Annotated in this window: 15 protein-coding genes and 1 tRNA gene; 4 read left to right on the plus strand and 12 right to left on the minus strand. The window is 71.9% G+C overall.

The window, feature by feature from the left end:
* Positions 1–3: 3 nt before the first annotated feature.
* The 3 genes from ACFZAM_RS18695 to ACFZAM_RS18705 all read right to left on the minus strand — a co-directional run bounded on the left by ACFZAM_RS18695 (position 4) and on the right by ACFZAM_RS18705 (position 3,043).
* On the minus strand, positions 4–2,007 hold the full coding sequence (locus ACFZAM_RS18695; protein ID WP_391047644.1) for an MMPL family transporter: 2,004 nt from the start codon (positions 2,005–2,007) through the stop codon (positions 4–6).
* A gap of 272 nt (positions 2,008–2,279) precedes the next feature.
* Positions 2,280–2,831 (minus strand): flavoprotein, encoded by a 552-nt coding sequence (locus tag ACFZAM_RS18700; protein ID WP_391047334.1) that lies wholly within the window; start codon positions 2,829–2,831, stop codon positions 2,280–2,282.
* Between the two features lie 140 nt (positions 2,832–2,971).
* A tRNA-Val gene (locus tag ACFZAM_RS18705) sits at positions 2,972–3,043 on the minus strand.
* A 149-nt stretch (positions 3,044–3,192) separates the two neighbouring features.
* Here ACFZAM_RS18705 and ACFZAM_RS18710 point away from each other — a divergent pair.
* A complete protein-coding gene (locus ACFZAM_RS18710; protein ID WP_355349974.1) occupies positions 3,193–4,434 on the plus strand; it encodes a hypothetical protein in 1,242 nt (413 codons plus the stop codon).
* A gap of 119 nt (positions 4,435–4,553) precedes the next feature.
* On the opposite strand, the gene ACFZAM_RS18715 is transcribed toward ACFZAM_RS18710, so the two are convergent.
* A complete protein-coding gene (locus tag ACFZAM_RS18715; protein ID WP_391047336.1) occupies positions 4,554–4,787 on the minus strand; it encodes an FmdB family zinc ribbon protein in 234 nt (77 codons plus the stop codon).
* A 235-nt stretch (positions 4,788–5,022) separates the two neighbouring features.
* On the opposite strand from ACFZAM_RS18715, the gene ACFZAM_RS18720 reads away from it, so the two are divergent.
* A complete protein-coding gene (locus ACFZAM_RS18720; RefSeq protein ID WP_355349968.1) occupies positions 5,023–5,559 on the plus strand; it encodes a DUF4383 domain-containing protein in 537 nt (178 codons plus the stop codon).
* A gap of 25 nt (positions 5,560–5,584) precedes the next feature.
* On the opposite strand, the gene ACFZAM_RS18725 is transcribed toward ACFZAM_RS18720, so the two are convergent.
* Positions 5,585–6,244: an O-methyltransferase gene (locus ACFZAM_RS18725; RefSeq protein WP_355349965.1), complete on the minus strand. Its 660-nt coding sequence runs from the start codon at positions 6,242–6,244 to the stop codon at positions 5,585–5,587.
* A gap of 54 nt (positions 6,245–6,298) precedes the next feature.
* Between ACFZAM_RS18725 and ACFZAM_RS18730 the strand changes: the two genes are divergently transcribed.
* Entirely contained in the window at positions 6,299–6,925 is a 627-nt protein-coding gene (locus tag ACFZAM_RS18730; protein ID WP_391047338.1) for a nucleoside/nucleotide kinase family protein, read from the plus strand.
* A 276-nt stretch (positions 6,926–7,201) separates the two neighbouring features.
* Here the strand turns inward: ACFZAM_RS18730 and ACFZAM_RS18735 are convergent, their stop codons facing one another.
* The 3 genes from ACFZAM_RS18735 to ACFZAM_RS18745 all read right to left on the minus strand — a co-directional run bounded on the left by ACFZAM_RS18735 (position 7,202) and on the right by ACFZAM_RS18745 (position 11,898).
* Entirely contained in the window at positions 7,202–8,020 is an 819-nt protein-coding gene (locus ACFZAM_RS18735) for an HAD family hydrolase (protein ID WP_391047340.1), read from the minus strand.
* Complete coding sequence (locus ACFZAM_RS18740; protein WP_391047341.1) at positions 8,017–10,620, minus strand: phosphoribosyltransferase domain-containing protein; 2,604 nt, start codon at positions 10,618–10,620, stop codon at positions 8,017–8,019. The genes ACFZAM_RS18735 and ACFZAM_RS18740 overlap by 4 nt, the downstream gene beginning before the upstream one ends.
* A 111-nt stretch (positions 10,621–10,731) precedes the next feature.
* Positions 10,732–11,898 carry an HpcH/HpaI aldolase/citrate lyase family protein gene (locus ACFZAM_RS18745; protein ID WP_355349953.1) on the minus strand — a complete coding sequence of 389 codons (1,167 nt, stop codon included), beginning with the start codon at positions 11,896–11,898 and terminating at the stop codon, positions 10,732–10,734.
* Between the two features lie 163 nt (positions 11,899–12,061).
* Here ACFZAM_RS18745 and ACFZAM_RS18750 point away from each other — a divergent pair, with 163 nt between their 5' ends.
* Entirely contained in the window at positions 12,062–12,976 is a 915-nt protein-coding gene (locus ACFZAM_RS18750; RefSeq protein WP_355349950.1) for a TerD family protein, read from the plus strand.
* Between the two features lie 27 nt (positions 12,977–13,003).
* Here ACFZAM_RS18750 and ACFZAM_RS18755 read toward each other — a convergent pair whose 3' ends face one another.
* The 4 genes from ACFZAM_RS18755 to ACFZAM_RS18770 all read right to left on the minus strand — a co-directional run bounded on the left by ACFZAM_RS18755 (position 13,004) and on the right by ACFZAM_RS18770 (position 16,299).
* Positions 13,004–13,735, minus strand: coding sequence for a Tellurium resistance (locus ACFZAM_RS18755; protein ID WP_391047344.1), 732 nt, complete (start codon positions 13,733–13,735; stop codon positions 13,004–13,006).
* 70 nt (positions 13,736–13,805) lie between these two features.
* Entirely contained in the window at positions 13,806–14,981 is a 1,176-nt protein-coding gene (locus ACFZAM_RS18760; protein WP_391047346.1) for a DUF475 domain-containing protein, read from the minus strand.
* A 55-nt stretch (positions 14,982–15,036) separates the two neighbouring features.
* On the minus strand, positions 15,037–15,612 hold the full coding sequence (locus ACFZAM_RS18765; protein ID WP_355349942.1) for a TerD family protein: 576 nt from the start codon (positions 15,610–15,612) through the stop codon (positions 15,037–15,039).
* A 111-nt stretch (positions 15,613–15,723) separates the two neighbouring features.
* Positions 15,724–16,299 carry a TerD family protein gene (locus tag ACFZAM_RS18770; protein WP_188285108.1) on the minus strand — a complete coding sequence of 192 codons (576 nt, stop codon included), beginning with the start codon at positions 16,297–16,299 and terminating at the stop codon, positions 15,724–15,726.
* Positions 16,300–16,388: the final 89 nt, after the last annotated feature.

Genomic DNA, 16,388 nt, shown 5'->3' on the forward strand with positions numbered 1-16,388 from the left:
GGCTCACCCCCGTTCGCCCGGCGCCGGGCGGCTCAGGGCGCCGGGCCACCAGACCCGGCGGCGCAGCAGCAGCGCGGCCGAGGTCACCAGGAAGGTGCGGACGAGGAAGGTGTCGAGCAGGACGCCGACGGCGATGACGAAGCCGAGTTCCGCGAGCTGGACGAGAGGCATGTTCATCAGGACGGAGAAGGTCGCGGCCAGGACGACACCGGCCGAGGTGATGACGCCGCCGGTGGAGTGGAGCGCGCCGAGGGTGGCCTCGCGTGGCCCGGCGCCGTTGAGCGCTTCTTCGCGCATGCGGTGCATGAGGAAGATGCCGTAGTCGACGCCGAGGGCGACGAGGAAGACGAAGGAGAGCAGCGCGAGTCCTGGATCGGTGCCGTGGAAGCCGAGGACCGGGCCGAAGACGAGGCCGCCGATGCCCAGGGCGGCGCCCCAGACGGCGACGACCGCGACGACGAGCAGCAGCGGCGCGACGAGGGACCGCAGCAGGAGGACGAGGATGAGCAGGACGGCGGCGAGGGTGATCGGGATGACGATGCCGCGGTCGCGCTGGTTGGTGTGCTGGAGGTCGAGCTGCTGGGCGCTGGGGCCGCCGACGTAGGAGCCGGGGAGTCCGGTGCGCAGGGCCTTGATGGTGGCGGTCTCGGCCGCGGTCTGCGGCGGGCCCGCGGTGGTGACGAAGAATTCGCTCCAGCCGTCGGCGGTGCGCCCGGCGCGCACGTCGGTGACGCCTCGGGTGGAGCGGGCGGCGGCCCGCGCGGCCTCGGCGCGGTCGGCGGGCGCGATGACGGCGACGGGACGGCTGCCCTGGTCGGGGTAGGCCGCGCCGAGCATCCGCATGGCGGTGATCGCGTCGGGCTCGCTGCTGAACATGTCCTGCTGCTTGACGCTGCCGGGCAGGTTGAGCACGCCGACGGCGAGGGCGCCGAGCAGCAGCACACCGCCGACGAGCACCGCGACCGGCCTGCGGCCGACGCCGTCGCCGATCGCGACGAAGGCGCCGCGCCGCTGCTTCGGCTCGCTGCCGTGGGCGGGGATCAGCGGCCAGAACACGCGGCGGCCGAGGACGACGAGGACGGCGGGCAGCAGCGTCACCATGGCGAGCAGCGCGCAGACGACGCCCACGGCGGCCGTCGGGCCCATGCCCCGGCTGCTGTTGAGGTCCGCGGCCAGCAGGCAGAGCATGCCCGCGGCGACGGTGCCCGCGGAGGCCAGGACCGCGGGCGCGGCTTTGCGCAGGGCGGTGCGCATGGCGTCGTACGGGCGCTCGGTGCGGCGCAGTTCCTCGCGGTAGCGGGCCACGAGCAGCAGCGCGTAGTCCGTGCCGACGCCGAAGACGAGGATGGTCATCACACCGGAGCTCTGGCCGCTGACGGTGACGCCGAACGCCTGGTTGAGGCCGTAGGTGACCGCCATCGACAGCACGTCGGCGGCGCCCGCGCAGATCAGCGGGATCAGCCACAGCACGGGGCTGCGGTAGATGAGGATCAGCAGGACGGCGACGACGAGGACCGTGGTGTAGAGGAGCGGGCCGCCGAGCGCGCTGTAGACCTCGGCGCTGTCGGTGTCCAGGGCGCCCTGTCCGCCGACCTTCACCGTCAGCCCAGAGCCGCCCTTGGCGACGTCCCTGACCCCGTCCACGAAGTCGGTTCTGGCCTGGGAGTCCTGGCCCGGCGCCGTGGTCGACATCGGGTACATCAGCGTGGTGCCGTCCTTGGACGGCACGGCCCGCGGGGCGTCCCCGGTGAGCCGGTTCGTACGGGCGATCTCGGCGGTCTGCCGCGCGGCGGTGGCCCGGTCGGCCGCGGTGAGGCCGCCGTCGCGGTGGTAGACCACGACGATGTCGGTCGTCTCGCCGCCGGGCAGCGACGCCTGGATCTTGGCCGCCCGCGTGGAGTCCGCGCTGTTCGGCAGGTAGTCCACGACGCTGTCGCGCTGGACGTCACCGAGCCTGGCGGACAGCGGTATCGCGACCGCCAGCACCCCGACCCACAGCGCGAGCATCAGCCACGGCAGCTTCCGCGCCCGGCCCCCGCCCGCCCCTGCGCCCGGCGGCGCGGCGCCCCCGTCACGTACCCCGCTGACCTGCTCCGCGGTCCTCATCCCGGCCTCCCCTTGCGACGAACGACTGATCGCCTCCATCGTCAAGGCGTGACAGCCACGGAACGTCGCGCCAGCGGCGGACATCGCCGTACCCCCGCGGGCGGTACGGGCCGCGCCGTTACATCCACGGGAGTACGGACGCGGCCCGGTCGGCCGGTGGCCCCGGCCCGGTGTCAGCGCAGGTGATCGGGGAGTGCCGCCTTCGCCGCCTCGAACAGCAGGGGCCAGGGGAAGTCGTCCGGGGCGTCCTGGCCGGGCGGGTGGGGGACGAAGCCGCCCTCGCCGTAGAGGACCCTCACCCCGGCCACGCGCAGTTCGTCGACCGACCGGTCGAAGGCGGGGTGCCGGGCGGTGGCGGTGTTCACGCACGGCATCGTCACCAGGGGGATGCCCTTGCCGATGGCCTCGGCCGCGACGCCGACGACGAAGTGGTCGGTGATCCCGAGCGCCCACCGGTTGATCGTGTTGAAGGTGGCCGGTGCGACGGCGATCACGTCCGCGGGCGGCCAGACGTCCGGCTCACCGGGCTTCTTGTACCCGCTGCGCACCGGGTGTCCGGTCAGCTTCGTCAGCTTCTTCGTCTGGGTGAAGAGCCAGTCGGCGGCGGCGGGCGTCAGACCGAGGCAGACGTCCCACCCGGCTCGTTGCGCGCCCTCGACGACCGAGGCGATATCCAGTACCGGGGGTGCGGCGGAGCCGAACAGATAGAGCACGGGGCGCGTCATGACCCCACCCAACCCCGACCGTGACGGGCCACGCAACCGCCCCCGGCCGCCGGGCACTGGGCCAGGGCGGAACACGGAGCGGGACAGGGAAGAGGCCCCTGTCCAAGGACGCTGGACAGGGGCCCGGGGGCTTCCGAGGGTGGGCGTGGACGGTTTCGAACCGCCGACATCCGCCTTGTAAGGGCGGCGCTCTACCACTGAGCTACACGCCCTCGGTGAGTTCGACGTCACAGGTTACCCTGCCCTGGGGCGTGATCAGCAACCACGGGGCCGTGGGGACCGGGCGGTGTGTTCGGGGCGGCCTGGTGGGAGGATGGGTCCGACGGTGGTCGGCGGCGATCTGCGGGGAGAGAGTGTCACGGTGACGACGGCACGTTCGTGGTGGCGACGCGGCGACAATCACCGTGCGGAGGCGCAGGCGGCGAAGGACGCCGCGTCACAGGCGTTCTATGAGCTGGACACGGCGCAGCGCGATCTGGAGATCTCGATAGAGACGATCTCGGCGGTGGACGACTCCCCCGAGGCGCGCCGGGCGCTGGCCGGATTCCGGTCGCTGGGCGAGCGCATCGACCAGGTGAGCGCGGCCTACATCAACACCGTGGACGCGCACGACATCGACCGGGACGAGCTGGACGCGGGCACGGCGGCGCGGGCGCGCACCGAGCTGACGAAGGCCAAGGACGAGCTGGACAGGGCCAAGACCGAGCTGGAGCGTTTCTCCGCGGGTCTCGCGCCGCTGCTCGGCAAGGCGGAGACGCAACTCGCCCGGCTGGCGCCCGCCGTGGAGCGGGCCAAGCAGTCGCTGCTGGCAGCGACGAACGCGCTGGACGGGGTCCGCGCGGTCGGGCTGAAGGCGGACGACCTCGCGGCCCGGCTGGCCGCGCTGGCACCCGAGCTGACCAGGCTGAACGAGGGCGCGAGCAAGCACGGCGTGCAGGAGACCGTCCAGCGGGCCGACGATGTGCGCCGCAAGGCGGACGCGGTGCGGACCGAGGCGGAGCGGCTGCCCGAGCAGGCCAGGGAGATGGACAAACGGCTGGTGTCGCTGCGCACGCGGGTGCAGGCGCTGGCGACGCGGGCCGAGGGCGTGGACCCGGTGCTCAGCGAATTGCGGCGGCGGTTCTCGCTGGCGTGCTGGCAGGACCTCCAGCAGGTGCCCGAGCGGGCCGCGCAGGCGGTACGGCAGGCGGAGACGGCGCTGGCCGAGGCGCGCAAGGCGCGGGACGAGCAGCGCTGGCCGGACGCCACGTCACGGCTGGCGACGGTCAGGGCGCTGATGGACGACGTGGAGGGCGCGGTGTCCGCGGCCGGTGACCGGCTGCGGCAGCTCAACGAGGTGAGCAAGGACCCGAAGGGCGAGGTCGAGAAGACCCGCTTCGCGATCCGGGACGCGCAGCGGCTGGCCATGCAGGGGCGTTCGACGCCGGAGCCGCGGCACGCCCGCCCGCTGGACGACGCGGTGGCGCGCCTCGACCGCGCGGTGGCCGCGCTGGAGGGCAGGCACCCGGATTACTGGGCGTTCCTCACCGAGACCGCAGCGGTGCGCGAGACCGCGAACCGCGTGGTGGCCAACATCCGTGAGGACCGCGCGGCCGGGCGCTGAGCACCCCTGGCCGGTCTCCTGCTCCGGCGACCGGCGGTACGGCCGGACCGGCGTTCATACGACCGGACCGGCATACGTACGATCCGACCGCCGCCCGTACCGGCCCCCGTCCCGCCCGTTCAGCTACAGCAGCCGCCACCGCAGCATCCGCCGCCGCCGTTGCCGCTCGCCGGGGCGGGACCGGCCGACGACGAGGACGAGGACGACGAGGAGCCGACCGCGACCGTCGAGAGCAGCTTCACGGTGTCGTCGTGACCCTTGGGGCAGACGGTCGGGGCGTCCGACTGGGACATGGGGCGGCGCAGCTCGAAGGTGGAGCCACAGGTCTTGCAGCGGTACTCGTAGCGAGGCATGGGCCCAGGGTAGCGGGGACGCGGCCCGCGGAGGGCGTTCCTCCACAGGTCACCCCGGCGTCGCCGGCCGCCGGGAACGATGTGCCGGACTTCGCGCACTGCCGCCCGCTGCCGCAAGCCCCGCGCCGCCGGCCCGTGACCCGGGGTGACCCGCGCGGAGCGCCGGATTCCGGACCCCGGCCTATCCTGGAGGAGCAGCGGCCTCGATTCCCCTTCAGCGAAGGAGGCCGGTCATATGCGACTCGACGATCATCTGCCCGTGGACCACAAGCTGAGCCAGATGTACCGCTTCGGCGCCGGTCTGATGGGCCTGATCCTGGTCGTCTTCGGGATCCTCGGACTCCTCAACGGCGTGTCGTTCCTGTCCAAGGCGGGCGACCGGATCGCCGGGCTGAACTCCAACGGCGCGCTCAGCACGATCTCCATCGTCATCGGCGTGCTGCTCTTCGCCGGGATGGTGAAGGGCGGCAACTTCGCCTCGACCCTCAACATCGTCGTCGGCGTCGCCTTCCTGCTCAGCGGGTTCGTCAATCTCGCCCTGCTGGACACCGGCAGCAACCTTCTGGCGTTCAAGATGTCGAACGTGCTGTTCAGCTTCGCGGTCGGCGTGATGCTGATGTTCTTCGGCATGTACGGGCGGGTGACCGGCGGGCTGCCGCACGACAATCCGTACTGGCGCAAGCGCCACCCCCAGCAGGCAGCCCGCGAGGAGGAGGCCCGGGCGGCGGTGACCACCCGGCGGCCGCCTCCCCGCGGACTGCCGCAGCACTGACCCCGTGACGGTCCTGCCGGAGTGACTACTTCTTACGGGCCAGGGTCAGGCCGTCCGCGACGGTGAGCAGGACGTCGTCCACCCGGTCGTCCGCGCGTACGTGGTCGTTGAACGCGCGGATGGCCGCGGCGCCGCCGGTCGCGTCCTCGTCCACGACCTCGCCGTGGAAGAGCGTGTTGTCGACGACGAGCAGGCCGCCCGGGTTCATGCGCGGCACCAGCTCCTCCCAGTAGTCGGTGTAGGACCCCTTGTCGGCGTCCAGGAACACCAGGTCGATCCACTGGCCGCCGGGCAGCGCCTTGAGCGTGTCGATGGCCGGGGCGATCCGCAGGTCGACGCGGTCGGCGACGCCCGCCTTGGCCCAGGCGTCCTGGCCGACGGCGGTCCACTCCTCGGAGACGTCGCAGGCGATGAGCCTGCCGTCGGCGGGCAGGGCCTGGGCCATCGACAGGGTCGAGAAGCCGGTGAAGGTGCCGACCTCCACGATCTGCTTGGCGCCGGTCAGGCGGACGAGGAAGGCCAGCAGCGGGCCCTGCTCCTCAGCGGTCTGGAGCCCGGCCACATCGGCGAGGCGGGCGTGCGTGGTCTCGACCAGTTCCCGCTGGACGGCGTCCAGCGGCGGGTTGTGCGCGAGGACGTATCCGTAGAGCTCGGGTGTGAGCTGCGGGTTCTTCGTTTCGGACAAGGGTCTTCTCCCTGGTGCGGCGCTCAGGGCCCGTCCGGGCCCTAGGGTGACGGAATGCTCGTGGATGACGCGGTCGCCTTGGTCCCCAGCATTCCAGGCCGGAGGGCTCTGCTGGGGCTGGCGGGCGCCCCGGCCGCCGGGAAGTCGACTCTGGCGCGGCGGCTGGTGTCCGGGGTGAACGACCGGGTGGGCGCGGGGACGGCCGCGTATGTGCCGATGGACGGGTTCCATCTGTCCAACGCGCAGTTGGACCGGCTGGGGCTGCGGGACCGCAAGGGCGCGCCCGAGACGTTCGACGTGGACGGCTACGTCCACCTGCTGCGGCGGCTGCGCGGTGGCCGTCAACACCCGGTCTACGCGCCCGACTTCGACCGGCGCCTGGACGAGCCGGTGGCCGCCGGGCTGGTCGTCGCGCCCGGTGTCCGGCTCGTCGTCACCGAGGGCAATTACCTCGCCGACGACGGTGCCGGGTGGGAGCAGGTCCGTGACCTGCTGGACGAGCTCTGGTACGTCGACGCGCCGCGTCAGCTGCGTGAGCGGCGGCTGCTGCGACGGCACGTGCGCGGGGGGCGCAGCGAGCTTGAGGCCCGGGCCTTCATCGCTGCGAGCGAGCGGCCCAACGCGCGACGCGTAGAGCGCTCCCGCGCCTATTGCACCCGGGTGGTGGCCCCGGGGCACTGACCCCGGGCCCCGGAGCGGTTCCTCTCCGCCGGGGCGCCGGCCACGCGCTGTTTTTGGGGGCGCGGGGAACTGCGCGGCCCGCCCCCACCGGGCTGTCAGCCCGAGAACAGACAGCGTCTGCCCCGCTGGGGCCGGTTTCCAAGGCGCGCCACCGTCGGTGGCTGGTCGCGCAGTTCCCCGCGCCCCTAAAAACAGGCCCTGCGCGACCGCAGCGCACCTGCTGCGTGCCCCTGAAAACAGGGCCCTGGGGCAGGCTGGCCCTGCGCGGGGGCGGCGTTAGAGGGCGTTGCGCATCCGCAGGATGATCTCTTCGCCGGCGGCGACGCCGACCGTGGGGAGGCCGGTGACGTGGGGGGCGGTCCAGCCGGAGTCGGCCAGCTCGCCGTGGCCGGGGCGCCAGCCCTCATCGGCGGCGAGGAGCAGATCGGCGTCGAGGAGGGAGTCGCCGGCGGCGAGGACGCGGTCGGCGCCGGTGCGGCGGACGACCTCGGCGAGGGCGGCGGACTTGCTGAGCGGCAGCGGCACGGCGTAGATCTTGCGGCCCTGGAGGGAGACGGTCCAGCCGCGGGGTTCGGCCCAGGCGGCGAGTTCCTTGACCCAGCCGGCGGGGAGGCGCTCGCGGTCGACCACGAGGTAGGCGAAGAGGTCTTCCGCGATGCGCTCCTTGCGCAGCCACGCGGGGTCGGCGGTGGCGGCGAGGTGGGCGCGCACCTCGTCCAGCGGCGCGGAGCCGTCGGCGAGACGGCGGCGGATCTCGGCGTTCCAGTCGTGGTCGGTGCGGCCGTCGACCAGGAGGTGGCCGCCGTTGGCGCAGATGGCGTACCGCGGCTGGGGTCCGGGCAGGCTGATCCGGCGGTACTGCTTGCGGGTGCGGGTGGTGGAGGGCACGAACTGCCCGGCCTCCGCGGCGAGTCGCACCAGCAGCGCCGCGGCGGTCTCGGTCATGTAGGACAGCGGCTTGGCCTCGTGCACCTCGACGCAGAGCAGGCGCGGCGCGTGCTCGTCGGCCATGGTGAGGGCGAGCGCCGCCGTGGAGTAGATCAGGGTGCGGTCGAGGTCGCTGGCGACCAGCGTGCGGTTCTGACGGGTACTCACTTCGCGTCCACCGCCTTGCCGTCGGTCCCGGTGGCCCCTCGGGTGTAGCGGGGGTGGATGAGACCCACGCAGGAGTACGGCAGCCCGTCCACCTCCTCGACCGGTACGCCGCGCTGTGCGGCCAGCAGGCGGACGTGGTCGAGGTCGGCGCCGACGCCGCGCTGGGCGAGGATCTTCCAGGGCACTCGGCGCAGCAGCACGCGGGTGGTCTCGCCGACGCCGGGCTTGACGAGGTTCACGTCGCCGATGCCGTACTCCTGGCTGATCCGCTCGACCGCGGCCCAGCCCGCCCAGGTGGGTGAACGGTCGGCGGAGCGCAGCGACTTGACGTCCTCGGCGACGGCGTCGCCGACCCGGTCGAAGGCGGCGGTGACGGTGTCGAGGAAGAGCCCGGAGACGTCGGCGCCCGCCAGCTCGCGGTAGAACTTCGCGCCGTGGTAGTCGTCGGGCCCGGTCAGGTCGGCGCGCAGCACGGTGCGCGAAATGAGGCCGGAGACCGTGGAGTTGAGGCACGCGGAGGGGATCAGGAAGTCGTCGCGGGTGCCGTAGGTGGACACGCAGCCGCCGGGGTCGGCGAGCACCGCGATGTCCGGGTCGAAGACGCCTTCGCCGTCGAAGTCCTTGACGGCTTCGGCCAGTTCGCGGGTGATGGCGCCCTTGCCCGTCCAGCCGTCGACGAACACGGCGTTCGCCGCGTCGTGGTGGGCGGCCAGCCAGCTCAGCGCGTTGCGGTCGATGCCCCGGCCGCGGACGATGGAGACGGCGTAGTGCGGCAGGTCCAGGCCGTGCGCGTGCCGGGCCCAGCGGCGCATCAGCACGCCGACCGGGGTGCCAGCGCGGGCCAGCGAGACCAGGACGGCGTCAGGGCCGCGCTCGGCGAGCACGAGTTCGGTGACGGCGCCGACCGCGCGCGCGATGCGTTCGGCGGAGCCGTCGAGGGCGGCCTTGAACAGGTCCTGGTACGCGGCGCTCGGCTGGTACTCGACGGGCAGCGACTCGGCGTAGTGCGCGCCGCCGCTCTGGATGGCCTCCTCGCGCTCCTCGGTCGGCGCTTCCAGCTCGACCTCCGACAGGTCCTTGAGCAGCCAGCCGACCTCGTCCGCCGCGTACGACGAGAAGGCGGGGCCGCGCAGGGGCTCGGGCAGCGGTCGGGCGGTGGCGCTCACAGGGGCGGGGCTCATCGGTGCGGCGTGTCCGTTCGGTCGGGGACGGGACTCGGTTCCGGCGGTGAGCCGGGACCGCAACCGGGCGTGCAGCCGGGGCCGCGGCCGGTAGGTGGGGACGACGGCGACCAGTACGCGGTCGGTGTGCGCGGCGAGCTGGGCGATCAGGCCGCCGGGCCCGTACAGCTCGGGGGTCTCGCCCGCGGAGTCGATGACGCAGACGACCGCGTCGAAGCCCGCGCCCGCCACGTTGTACGCGTACCGGTCGCCGGGGCCGTCGCTGGGCTCGTCGTGGGCGGGGAACACGATCCGGCTGCGGATGGCGTAGCCGGGGTCGTCGACGGCCAGCACCGGCGAGCGGGTGGTGGTGGAGTAGCGCACGTCGAGAGCGCCGCCAGGGGCCGCCTGCGAGCCCTCAAGGCCCGCGTCCGCTGCGGCGGTGTGCCGCCTCAGGCCCTCAAGGCCCGCGTCCGCTGCGGCGGTGTGCCGTCGCAGCGCCTCCGCCAGCCGCAGCGGGGCGTACATCAGCTCCTCGTTGCCGAGGACGAGGACGCGGCGGGCGCCGGGCGGGAGCGCGGCGGCCAGCCGCTGTCCCATCGCGGGCAGCGCGGCCTCCAGGGCGGCGCGGTGCTCGGGCAGGAAGCCGTGCCTGCCGCCGTCCGGCACCCCGGCCGGCCAGTCCAGCTCGACGTGCGTGAGGTCGTAGTAGTCGGCGGGCGCGGGCGGCGGCGTCTCGTGGGCGGCCACCAGGGCCTGGCCGCGCTCCAGCACGCCCTCGGGGAGCGTGACGGCGCCCGCGACCAGGGCGACGACGTCCACGCGGGCGCCGAGTTCCGCCGCGAAGTCCTCCAGCCGCGCCTGGTCGGCGGCGGACCGCATGTCGGTGAGGGCGACCACCACATACCGCTCGCGCGGGTGGCGTCCGTGCAGGTCACGGATGGTGTTGAGGATGGTCTGGCCGGTGGAGAACTCGTCGTCGACGAGGACCAGCGGGCCGCTGCCCGCCAGCAGCGCCGGGTCCTCGGGGAGCAGCAGGTGCCCGGTGGCGTGGCTGTGCTCCTCCTGGAAGCCGCCGCCCGCCGCGACGCCCGCGACCTCGCGCCGGGTGGAGTGCAGGTACGGCACACCGCCGACGCCGTCGGCGACGCAGTGGCCGAGCCCCGTCGCGGTCTCGGCGTAGCCGAGGACCACGGCGTCGGCGACCGCGTCCGGGCCGAGCAGGTCGCGGACCCGCTCGCCGAGCGCGTACGCGGAGCCGTAGACCGCGCGCGGGTCCTGCGGGACGTGCTTGCCGAGGATGTTGGAGACCAGCAGGTGGGCGCGCTTGGGGTTGCGGCGCAGCGCGAGGCCGAGCACTCCGTGCAGGCCCTCGCCCACCAGGCCGATGCCCAGCCGGTCCGCGACCCACTGGCCCGGCCAGGGCGTGTGCGTTGCCATGCGGTGCTTCTCTTCCGTTCGGTGCGAGCGCGGCGCGGGGGCCGTGCTCAGGGCTGGGCGCGGCGCCTGGCCGTGCTCAGGACTGCGCTGGAGGCTGTTCCGGGACCGCGCTCAGGACTGCGGCAGGCTCGCCGCGAGCAGTTCCACGAAGCCGATGTCCTCCTGGGCGACGCCGAAAACCTCGGCGCGGCGCATGGTGCGCTCCGCCCAGGCGCGGTGCGGCTTCACCTCGTTCATCTTGTTGGTGTACGCGGACCGCATGACGCCGCCGCCGGAGCGGTCCTCGTCGAGTATGTCGGCCGCGTCGCAGAACTCCTCGTGCGTGACGACGCTCAGCGCGTGCACGACGGGCACGTGGGTGGGGTGGATGCAGGTCTTGCCCTGGAGGCCGTTGGCGCGGTCCAGCTCGATCTCGCGGAGCAGTCCGTCCATGTCGCGCTCGATGAGGGTGTCGCGCAGGTCCTCGGCCTCGGGGGTGAAGGGGCTGCGGCGCAGTTGCGGCTTGAACATCCGCTCGTGGTGCCTGAAGTACTCCCAGACCGGTCCCGTCACGGTGAAGCCGCTGCCGTCGGCGCGGCCGAGGACGTTGACCACGTCGGCGATCACCGAGGCGACGATCTGCACGTCGTAGGCGGTCATCGCGGGGGCGCGGCGCAGGCCGTAGGAGGAGCAGAAGTCGGTGACGCCCAGGCGCAGGGCGAGCACCCGCTCGCGGTATTTGTCGACCGTCCTGGATATCCCGTAGAGCGTCTCGACCCGGCTCTCCAGGTGCAGGAGCTGCGGGGACTCCAGTACGGGCATGGCGAAAAGGCGCCGCCCGCTGGCGGCCTCCGCGTGCGCCATGGCCTCCAGGAAGGGGACGCCGGTCTCCTCGGTGAACTTGGGCAGCACGAATCCGGACAGCAGTTCCACGGTGCCGCCGAGCCGTGTCACCAGGTCGGTGATCTGCGCGGGCGTGCGGACCCGGATGAACAGCAGCGGAAGCGCCGCCTCCGGCCGGGTCGCGAGATCGGCGAACTGCCGGACGAGATTGGCCTCACCTGCGACGACGTCGCGGTCGTCGATGGAGTCCTCCAGGCACAGGACCATCGACACCACACCCCGGGCGGCCTGCTTCACCACGTCGTCCGCGAGCTGCGGGCGGGTGGCGGGGCTGTAGAGGGTGGCGCCGAGGGCGACCGCGAGCATGCGTGCGGGCGAGTCGGCAGTGAACTCCTGCGGCTCGCGGTGAAACAGTTCGCTCCTGGCTTCAGGAGCGAGGTGCCCGAAGTGTCGCATACGCCCCATTTCGAGGTAGTGAGCCCGATGATATCTGGCCGATTATCGTACGTGCGAGCATGGGGTAGAGGTTCCCTCCACACGTGAAAAACAGGTAACCGCGGCGGGTCCACCGCGTGACCGTCCCGCCCGGCGTTGTGGCGCACGCCACGGGGAGGGCAGGATGACCGGTATGACGCACGTGATGGTGAAGGGCTCGAACACCCCACTGGACGCCCCCGGAATCCGGGCGGTACTGCGCTGGACCCCGGCGTCCGGTTCCCCCGATGTTGACGCCTCCGTGCTGCTGCTCGGTTCCAACGGCAAGGTCCGTTCCGACGCCGACTTCGTCTTCTACAACGAACCGCGCCACCCCTCGGGGCTCGCCCGCCACCTGCCCAAGAAACGCGTCTCCGGCAGCCTGACCGACACCGTCGAGGTCGACCTGGCCGCCCTCGGCTCCGACGTGGACCGCGTCGTGATCGTCGCCTCCTGCGACGGCGGCCCCTTCGCGCAGGTCCAGGACCTGTGCGTGCTCCTCTACGACACCACGGGGCCGCAGCACGCGCCCGTCATCACCTTCGAGGTGCGCCCCGACACCGGCTACGAGACCGCCCTGAACTGCGGCGAGATCTACCGCAAGGACGGCGGCTGGAAATTCCGCGCCCTGGGCCAGGGGTACGACACCGGTCTGGTCGGCGTGGCCACCGAATTCGGCATCGCGGTGGACGACGTCGAGGGCGGCGACTCCGACCGTACCGCCGTACCGGCCACGACCGCGCCGCCCACCGTCTCCCCGGCGGCGCCGCCCACGGCCGGGCCGGTGTCCCAGCAGACCGCGCCGTACGCCCAGGAGCCGGAGCCCGCGCCCACCAGTGCGTACGGATACCCGCTCCAGGCTCCCTCGCCCGGCCACGTGCCCGCACAGCCCGCCTACGGCTACCCGCAGCCCGTGGCGGCCACTACGGCCCCCGCGGTCCACCAGCAGCCGCAGCAGGGCTACCCGGCGTACGGCTACCCGCAGCCGGTGGCCGCCGCCGCCAACGACGGCGGCTTCCAACTGCCGCCGCAGGGACCCCAGTTCCAGTCGGGCAGCTGACCCGCGCGGACAGGCCGCCGGACGCGGTCAGACCTTGGACTTGTAGCCGCGGCCCCACTGGAGGCCCCAGCCGTAGAGCCGGTCGATCTCGGCCTGGAAGCCGTAGACGTACCTGACCTCGCGGCGCACCACCAGCTCGCCCTTGCGGTTCTCGATCAGCACGACGGCGCACGAACGGGCCTGCGGCTCCCGCTCGTTGAGCGGGATCTCGATGCGCGGGCCCGAGGTCGGGAAGATCTCGACCTTCGCGTGCGTGCGGTCGAAGGCGGGCGTGCCGTCGTAGATGTAGACGAAGACCAGCAGCCGCCGGAATTCGTCCCGCTTGTCGAAGTTGATGTACAGCGTCTCGCCCGAGGTGCCGCCGAACCGGTCGTCGCCGCTCATCTGGATGTACGGCGGCGCGTCCAGGTCGCCCAGCAGATTGCCGAGCGGCTGGACAACTCCCTTGCTGCCGTCGGCCAGTTCGTACATGCAGGCCAGGTCGAGGTCGACATTGACCATGGCGGGTCCGGCCGCCTGCACCACGCGCGGTTTGAAGACGTCGAGCTGGCGGCGGAAGAACCCGCCGTTGGAGGTGGCCCAGCCACCGGTGTCGGATGTCCGCATCGACCACGAGAGGTTGACCCGGAGGTTGCCGACGGCCGCTCCCTGCTTGGTCAGCGACACCATCGGGTGCCGCTTGGTGAGTTCCACGGTGTGCGCGTTCGCGACGTCGAACTGCTGCCCGCCGCTCGGCCGCAGAAAACTCCACCAGGCCATCTGCCCTCGCCCTCCCCTGACATGAGGCTGCCCCCGCCGGACGGCGGGGGCAGCGCTGGCGCGACCGGGGTCAGACCCCGCTCGCGACTTCCGCCTTGTCGTCGTCCTTGTCACCGTCCGGTTGCCCGGAGTCTTCCCCGAGTCGGCGGTTGCGTACCACCGAGGACCAGTACGAAGCGGCGATCAGCACCACGCCGACCAGACCGGTGATGACCTCGCTGACGTCGTACTTGATCGTGACGAGCAGGATGACGGCCAGCGCGCCGATCGCGTAGTGCGCGCCGTGCTCCAGGTAGACGTAGTCGTCCAGGGTGCCCTTGCGGACCAGGAAGACGGTCAGCGACCTGATGTACATCGCGCCGATGCCGAGACCCAGCGCGATCTCGAAGATGTCGTTGCTGACCGCGAAGGCGCCGACGACACCGTCGAAGGAGAAGGACGCGTCGATGACTTCGAGGTAGAGGAACATGAAGAACGCGGCCTTGCCCGCCAGGCCCACGACCTGTCCGGTGCTGACGCCGTTGCCGTTCTTCGCCGCGACGGGCTCCGCTCCGCCCGCTTCCGCGCCGTCCTCGTCGTCGTCCTCCAGCCGCTCCTCGAAGAAGCTGGAGACACCGCCGACGATGAGATACGTGAGCAGGCCGCCGACGCCCGCCAGCAGCACCGTCTCACCCTTGTCGATCGTGCCGTGACCGCCGTGCAGCGGGACGCCGGTGGCGACGGTGGTGGCGGCGACGAGCAGCGCGACCAGCGCGACCACGACGGAGAGCATGTCCAGCTTGCCGACCTTGGCCAGCGGCTTCTCCAGCCAGCCCAGCCAGGTGATCTCCCGCTCCTCGAAGATGAAGTCGAGGAAGATCATCAGCAGGAACATGCCGCCGAAGGCGGCGATCGCCGGGTGCGCGCCGGTGACCAGCGCCTCGTAGCGGTCGTGGTCGTTGATCGCGACCCTGACCGCTTCCCACGGACTGAGCTTGGCCGTGATGGCGACGATGATGATCGGGAAGACGAGCCTCATGCCGAAGACGGCGATCAGCACGCCGATGGTGAGGAACATCTTCTGCCAGAAGGCATTCATCTTGCGGAGGATGCCCGCGTTGATCACCGCGTTGTCGAACGAGAGTGAGATCTCGAGGACCGACAGGATCGCGACAATGGCCAGGCCCTTCCAGCCCCAGAGGACGCCGGCCAGGGCGAGGCCGGCGGCAGTGATGCCGAACGACCAGCCGAATGTTCTGAGGAGCACGAGCTACCTACCTATTTCCCTGATGATCACGAGGACCCCCGCGAGGTACGCGGCTTTACGAAACGTTGACCCCGAAGTCTAGGGCGATGCCGCGCAGTCCGGAGGCGTACCCCTGACCTACCGCACGGAACTTCCACTCGCCGCTGTAGCGGTAGAGCTCGCCGAAGATCATCGCGGTCTCGGTCGAGGCGTCCTCGGTCAGGTCGTAACGGGCCAGTTCGGCGCCGTCCGCCTGGTTGAGCACCCGGATGTACGCGTTGCTGACCTGGCCGAAGGTCTGGGAACGGGCGTCGGCGTCGTAGATCGAGACCGGGAAGACGATCTTGTCGACGCGCTCGGGGACGAGGCTCAGGTCCACCAGGATCGTCTCGTCGTCACCGCCGGTGCCGCCGACCAGTTCGTCGCCGGTGTGCTCGACGGAACCCTCCGGGCTCTTGAGATTGTTGTAGAAGACGAAGAACTCGTCTCCCAGGACCCGGCCGTTGCCGCAGAGCAGCGCGCTGGCGTCCAGGTCGAAGTCGGCTCCGGTGGTCGAGCGGGAACTCCAGCCGAGACCGATCTGCACCTTGGTGAGATTCGGCGCGGCCTTGGAGAGGGAGACATTGCCTCCCTTGGCGAGCGTGACGCCCATCGTGTTTCGTTCCTCCCCGTCGCAGGGTGTGCTGGGTGGGTCCTGGGTGCTGGGTGGGCCCTGGGTCCGCCAGGGACGGGCGGCGCCCGGTGGCCGGGCGCCGCGCCGCGATCAGACGTTGACGCCGAAGTCCTGGGCGATGCCGCGCAGTCCCGAGGCGTAGCCCTGGCCGATGGCGCGGAACTTCCACTCCGCGCCGTGCCGGTACAGCTCGCCGAAGACCATGGCGGTCTCGGTCGAGGCGTCCTCGGTCAGGTCGTAGCGGGCCAGCTCGCGCTGGTCCGCCGCGTTGAGCACCCGGATGTAGGCGTTGCGCACCTGGCCGAAGCTCTGCTGGCGGCTCTCGGCCTCGTAGATGGAGACGGGGAAGACGATCTTCGCGACATCGGCCGGGACACCGGCCAGATTCACGTTGATGACCTCGTCGTCGCCCTCGCCCTCACCGGTGAGGTTGTCACCGGTGTGCACCACGGAGCCGTCGGGGCTGGTGAGGTTGTTGAAGAAGACGAAGTGCGCGTCGGAGAGCACCTTGCCCTGGTCGCTGGTGAGCAGCGCGCTCGCGTCGAGGTCGAAGTCGTTGCCGGTGGTGGTGCGGGCGTCCCAGCCCAGACCGACGACGACGGCCGTGAGATTCGGCGCCTCCTTGGTCAGCGAGACGTTGCCACCCTTGCTGAGGCTGACTCCCACGAGTCCTCCCAAATCGGTTCGTGCGTGCTGTGTGCGTGGCGTACGCGTGCACAGATCCTGCGCTGGTGCCGGATCAACGTGCCGAGCTT

This window comes from Streptomyces sp. NPDC008079 (assembly GCF_042957385.1).
Lineage (GTDB): Bacteria > Actinomycetota > Actinomycetes > Streptomycetales > Streptomycetaceae > Actinacidiphila.

What these genes read in the sequence shown, in the direction of transcription:
- ACFZAM_RS18740 (WP_391047341.1), bottom strand. Translation starts at nt 10,620, where the DNA reads ATGGCAACGCACACGCCCTGGCCGGGCCAGTGGGTCGCGGACCGGCTG.
- ACFZAM_RS18715 (WP_391047336.1), bottom strand. Translation starts at nt 4,787, where the DNA reads ATGCCTCGCTACGAGTACCGCTGCAAGACCTGTGGCTCCACCTTCGAG.
- ACFZAM_RS18765 (WP_355349942.1), bottom strand. Translation starts at nt 15,612, where the DNA reads ATGGGCGTCACGCTCGCCAAGGGAGGCAATGTCTCCCTCTCCAAGGCC.
- ACFZAM_RS18755 (WP_391047344.1), bottom strand. Translation starts at nt 13,735, where the DNA reads ATGGCCTGGTGGAGTTTTCTGCGGCCGAGCGGCGGGCAGCAGTTCGAC.
- ACFZAM_RS18695 (WP_391047644.1), bottom strand. Translation starts at nt 2,007, where the DNA reads ATGCTCGCGCTGTGGGTCGGGGTGCTGGCGGTCGCGATACCGCTGTCC.
- ACFZAM_RS18730 (WP_391047338.1), top strand. Translation starts at nt 6,299, where the DNA reads ATGCTCGTGGATGACGCGGTCGCCTTGGTCCCCAGCATTCCAGGCCGG.
- ACFZAM_RS18750 (WP_355349950.1), top strand. Translation starts at nt 12,062, where the DNA reads ATGACCGGTATGACGCACGTGATGGTGAAGGGCTCGAACACCCCACTG.
- ACFZAM_RS18720 (WP_355349968.1), top strand. Translation starts at nt 5,023, where the DNA reads ATGCGACTCGACGATCATCTGCCCGTGGACCACAAGCTGAGCCAGATG.
- ACFZAM_RS18745 (WP_355349953.1), bottom strand. Translation starts at nt 11,898, where the DNA reads ATGCGACACTTCGGGCACCTCGCTCCTGAAGCCAGGAGCGAACTGTTT.
- ACFZAM_RS18700 (WP_391047334.1), bottom strand. Translation starts at nt 2,831, where the DNA reads ATGACGCGCCCCGTGCTCTATCTGTTCGGCTCCGCCGCACCCCCGGTA.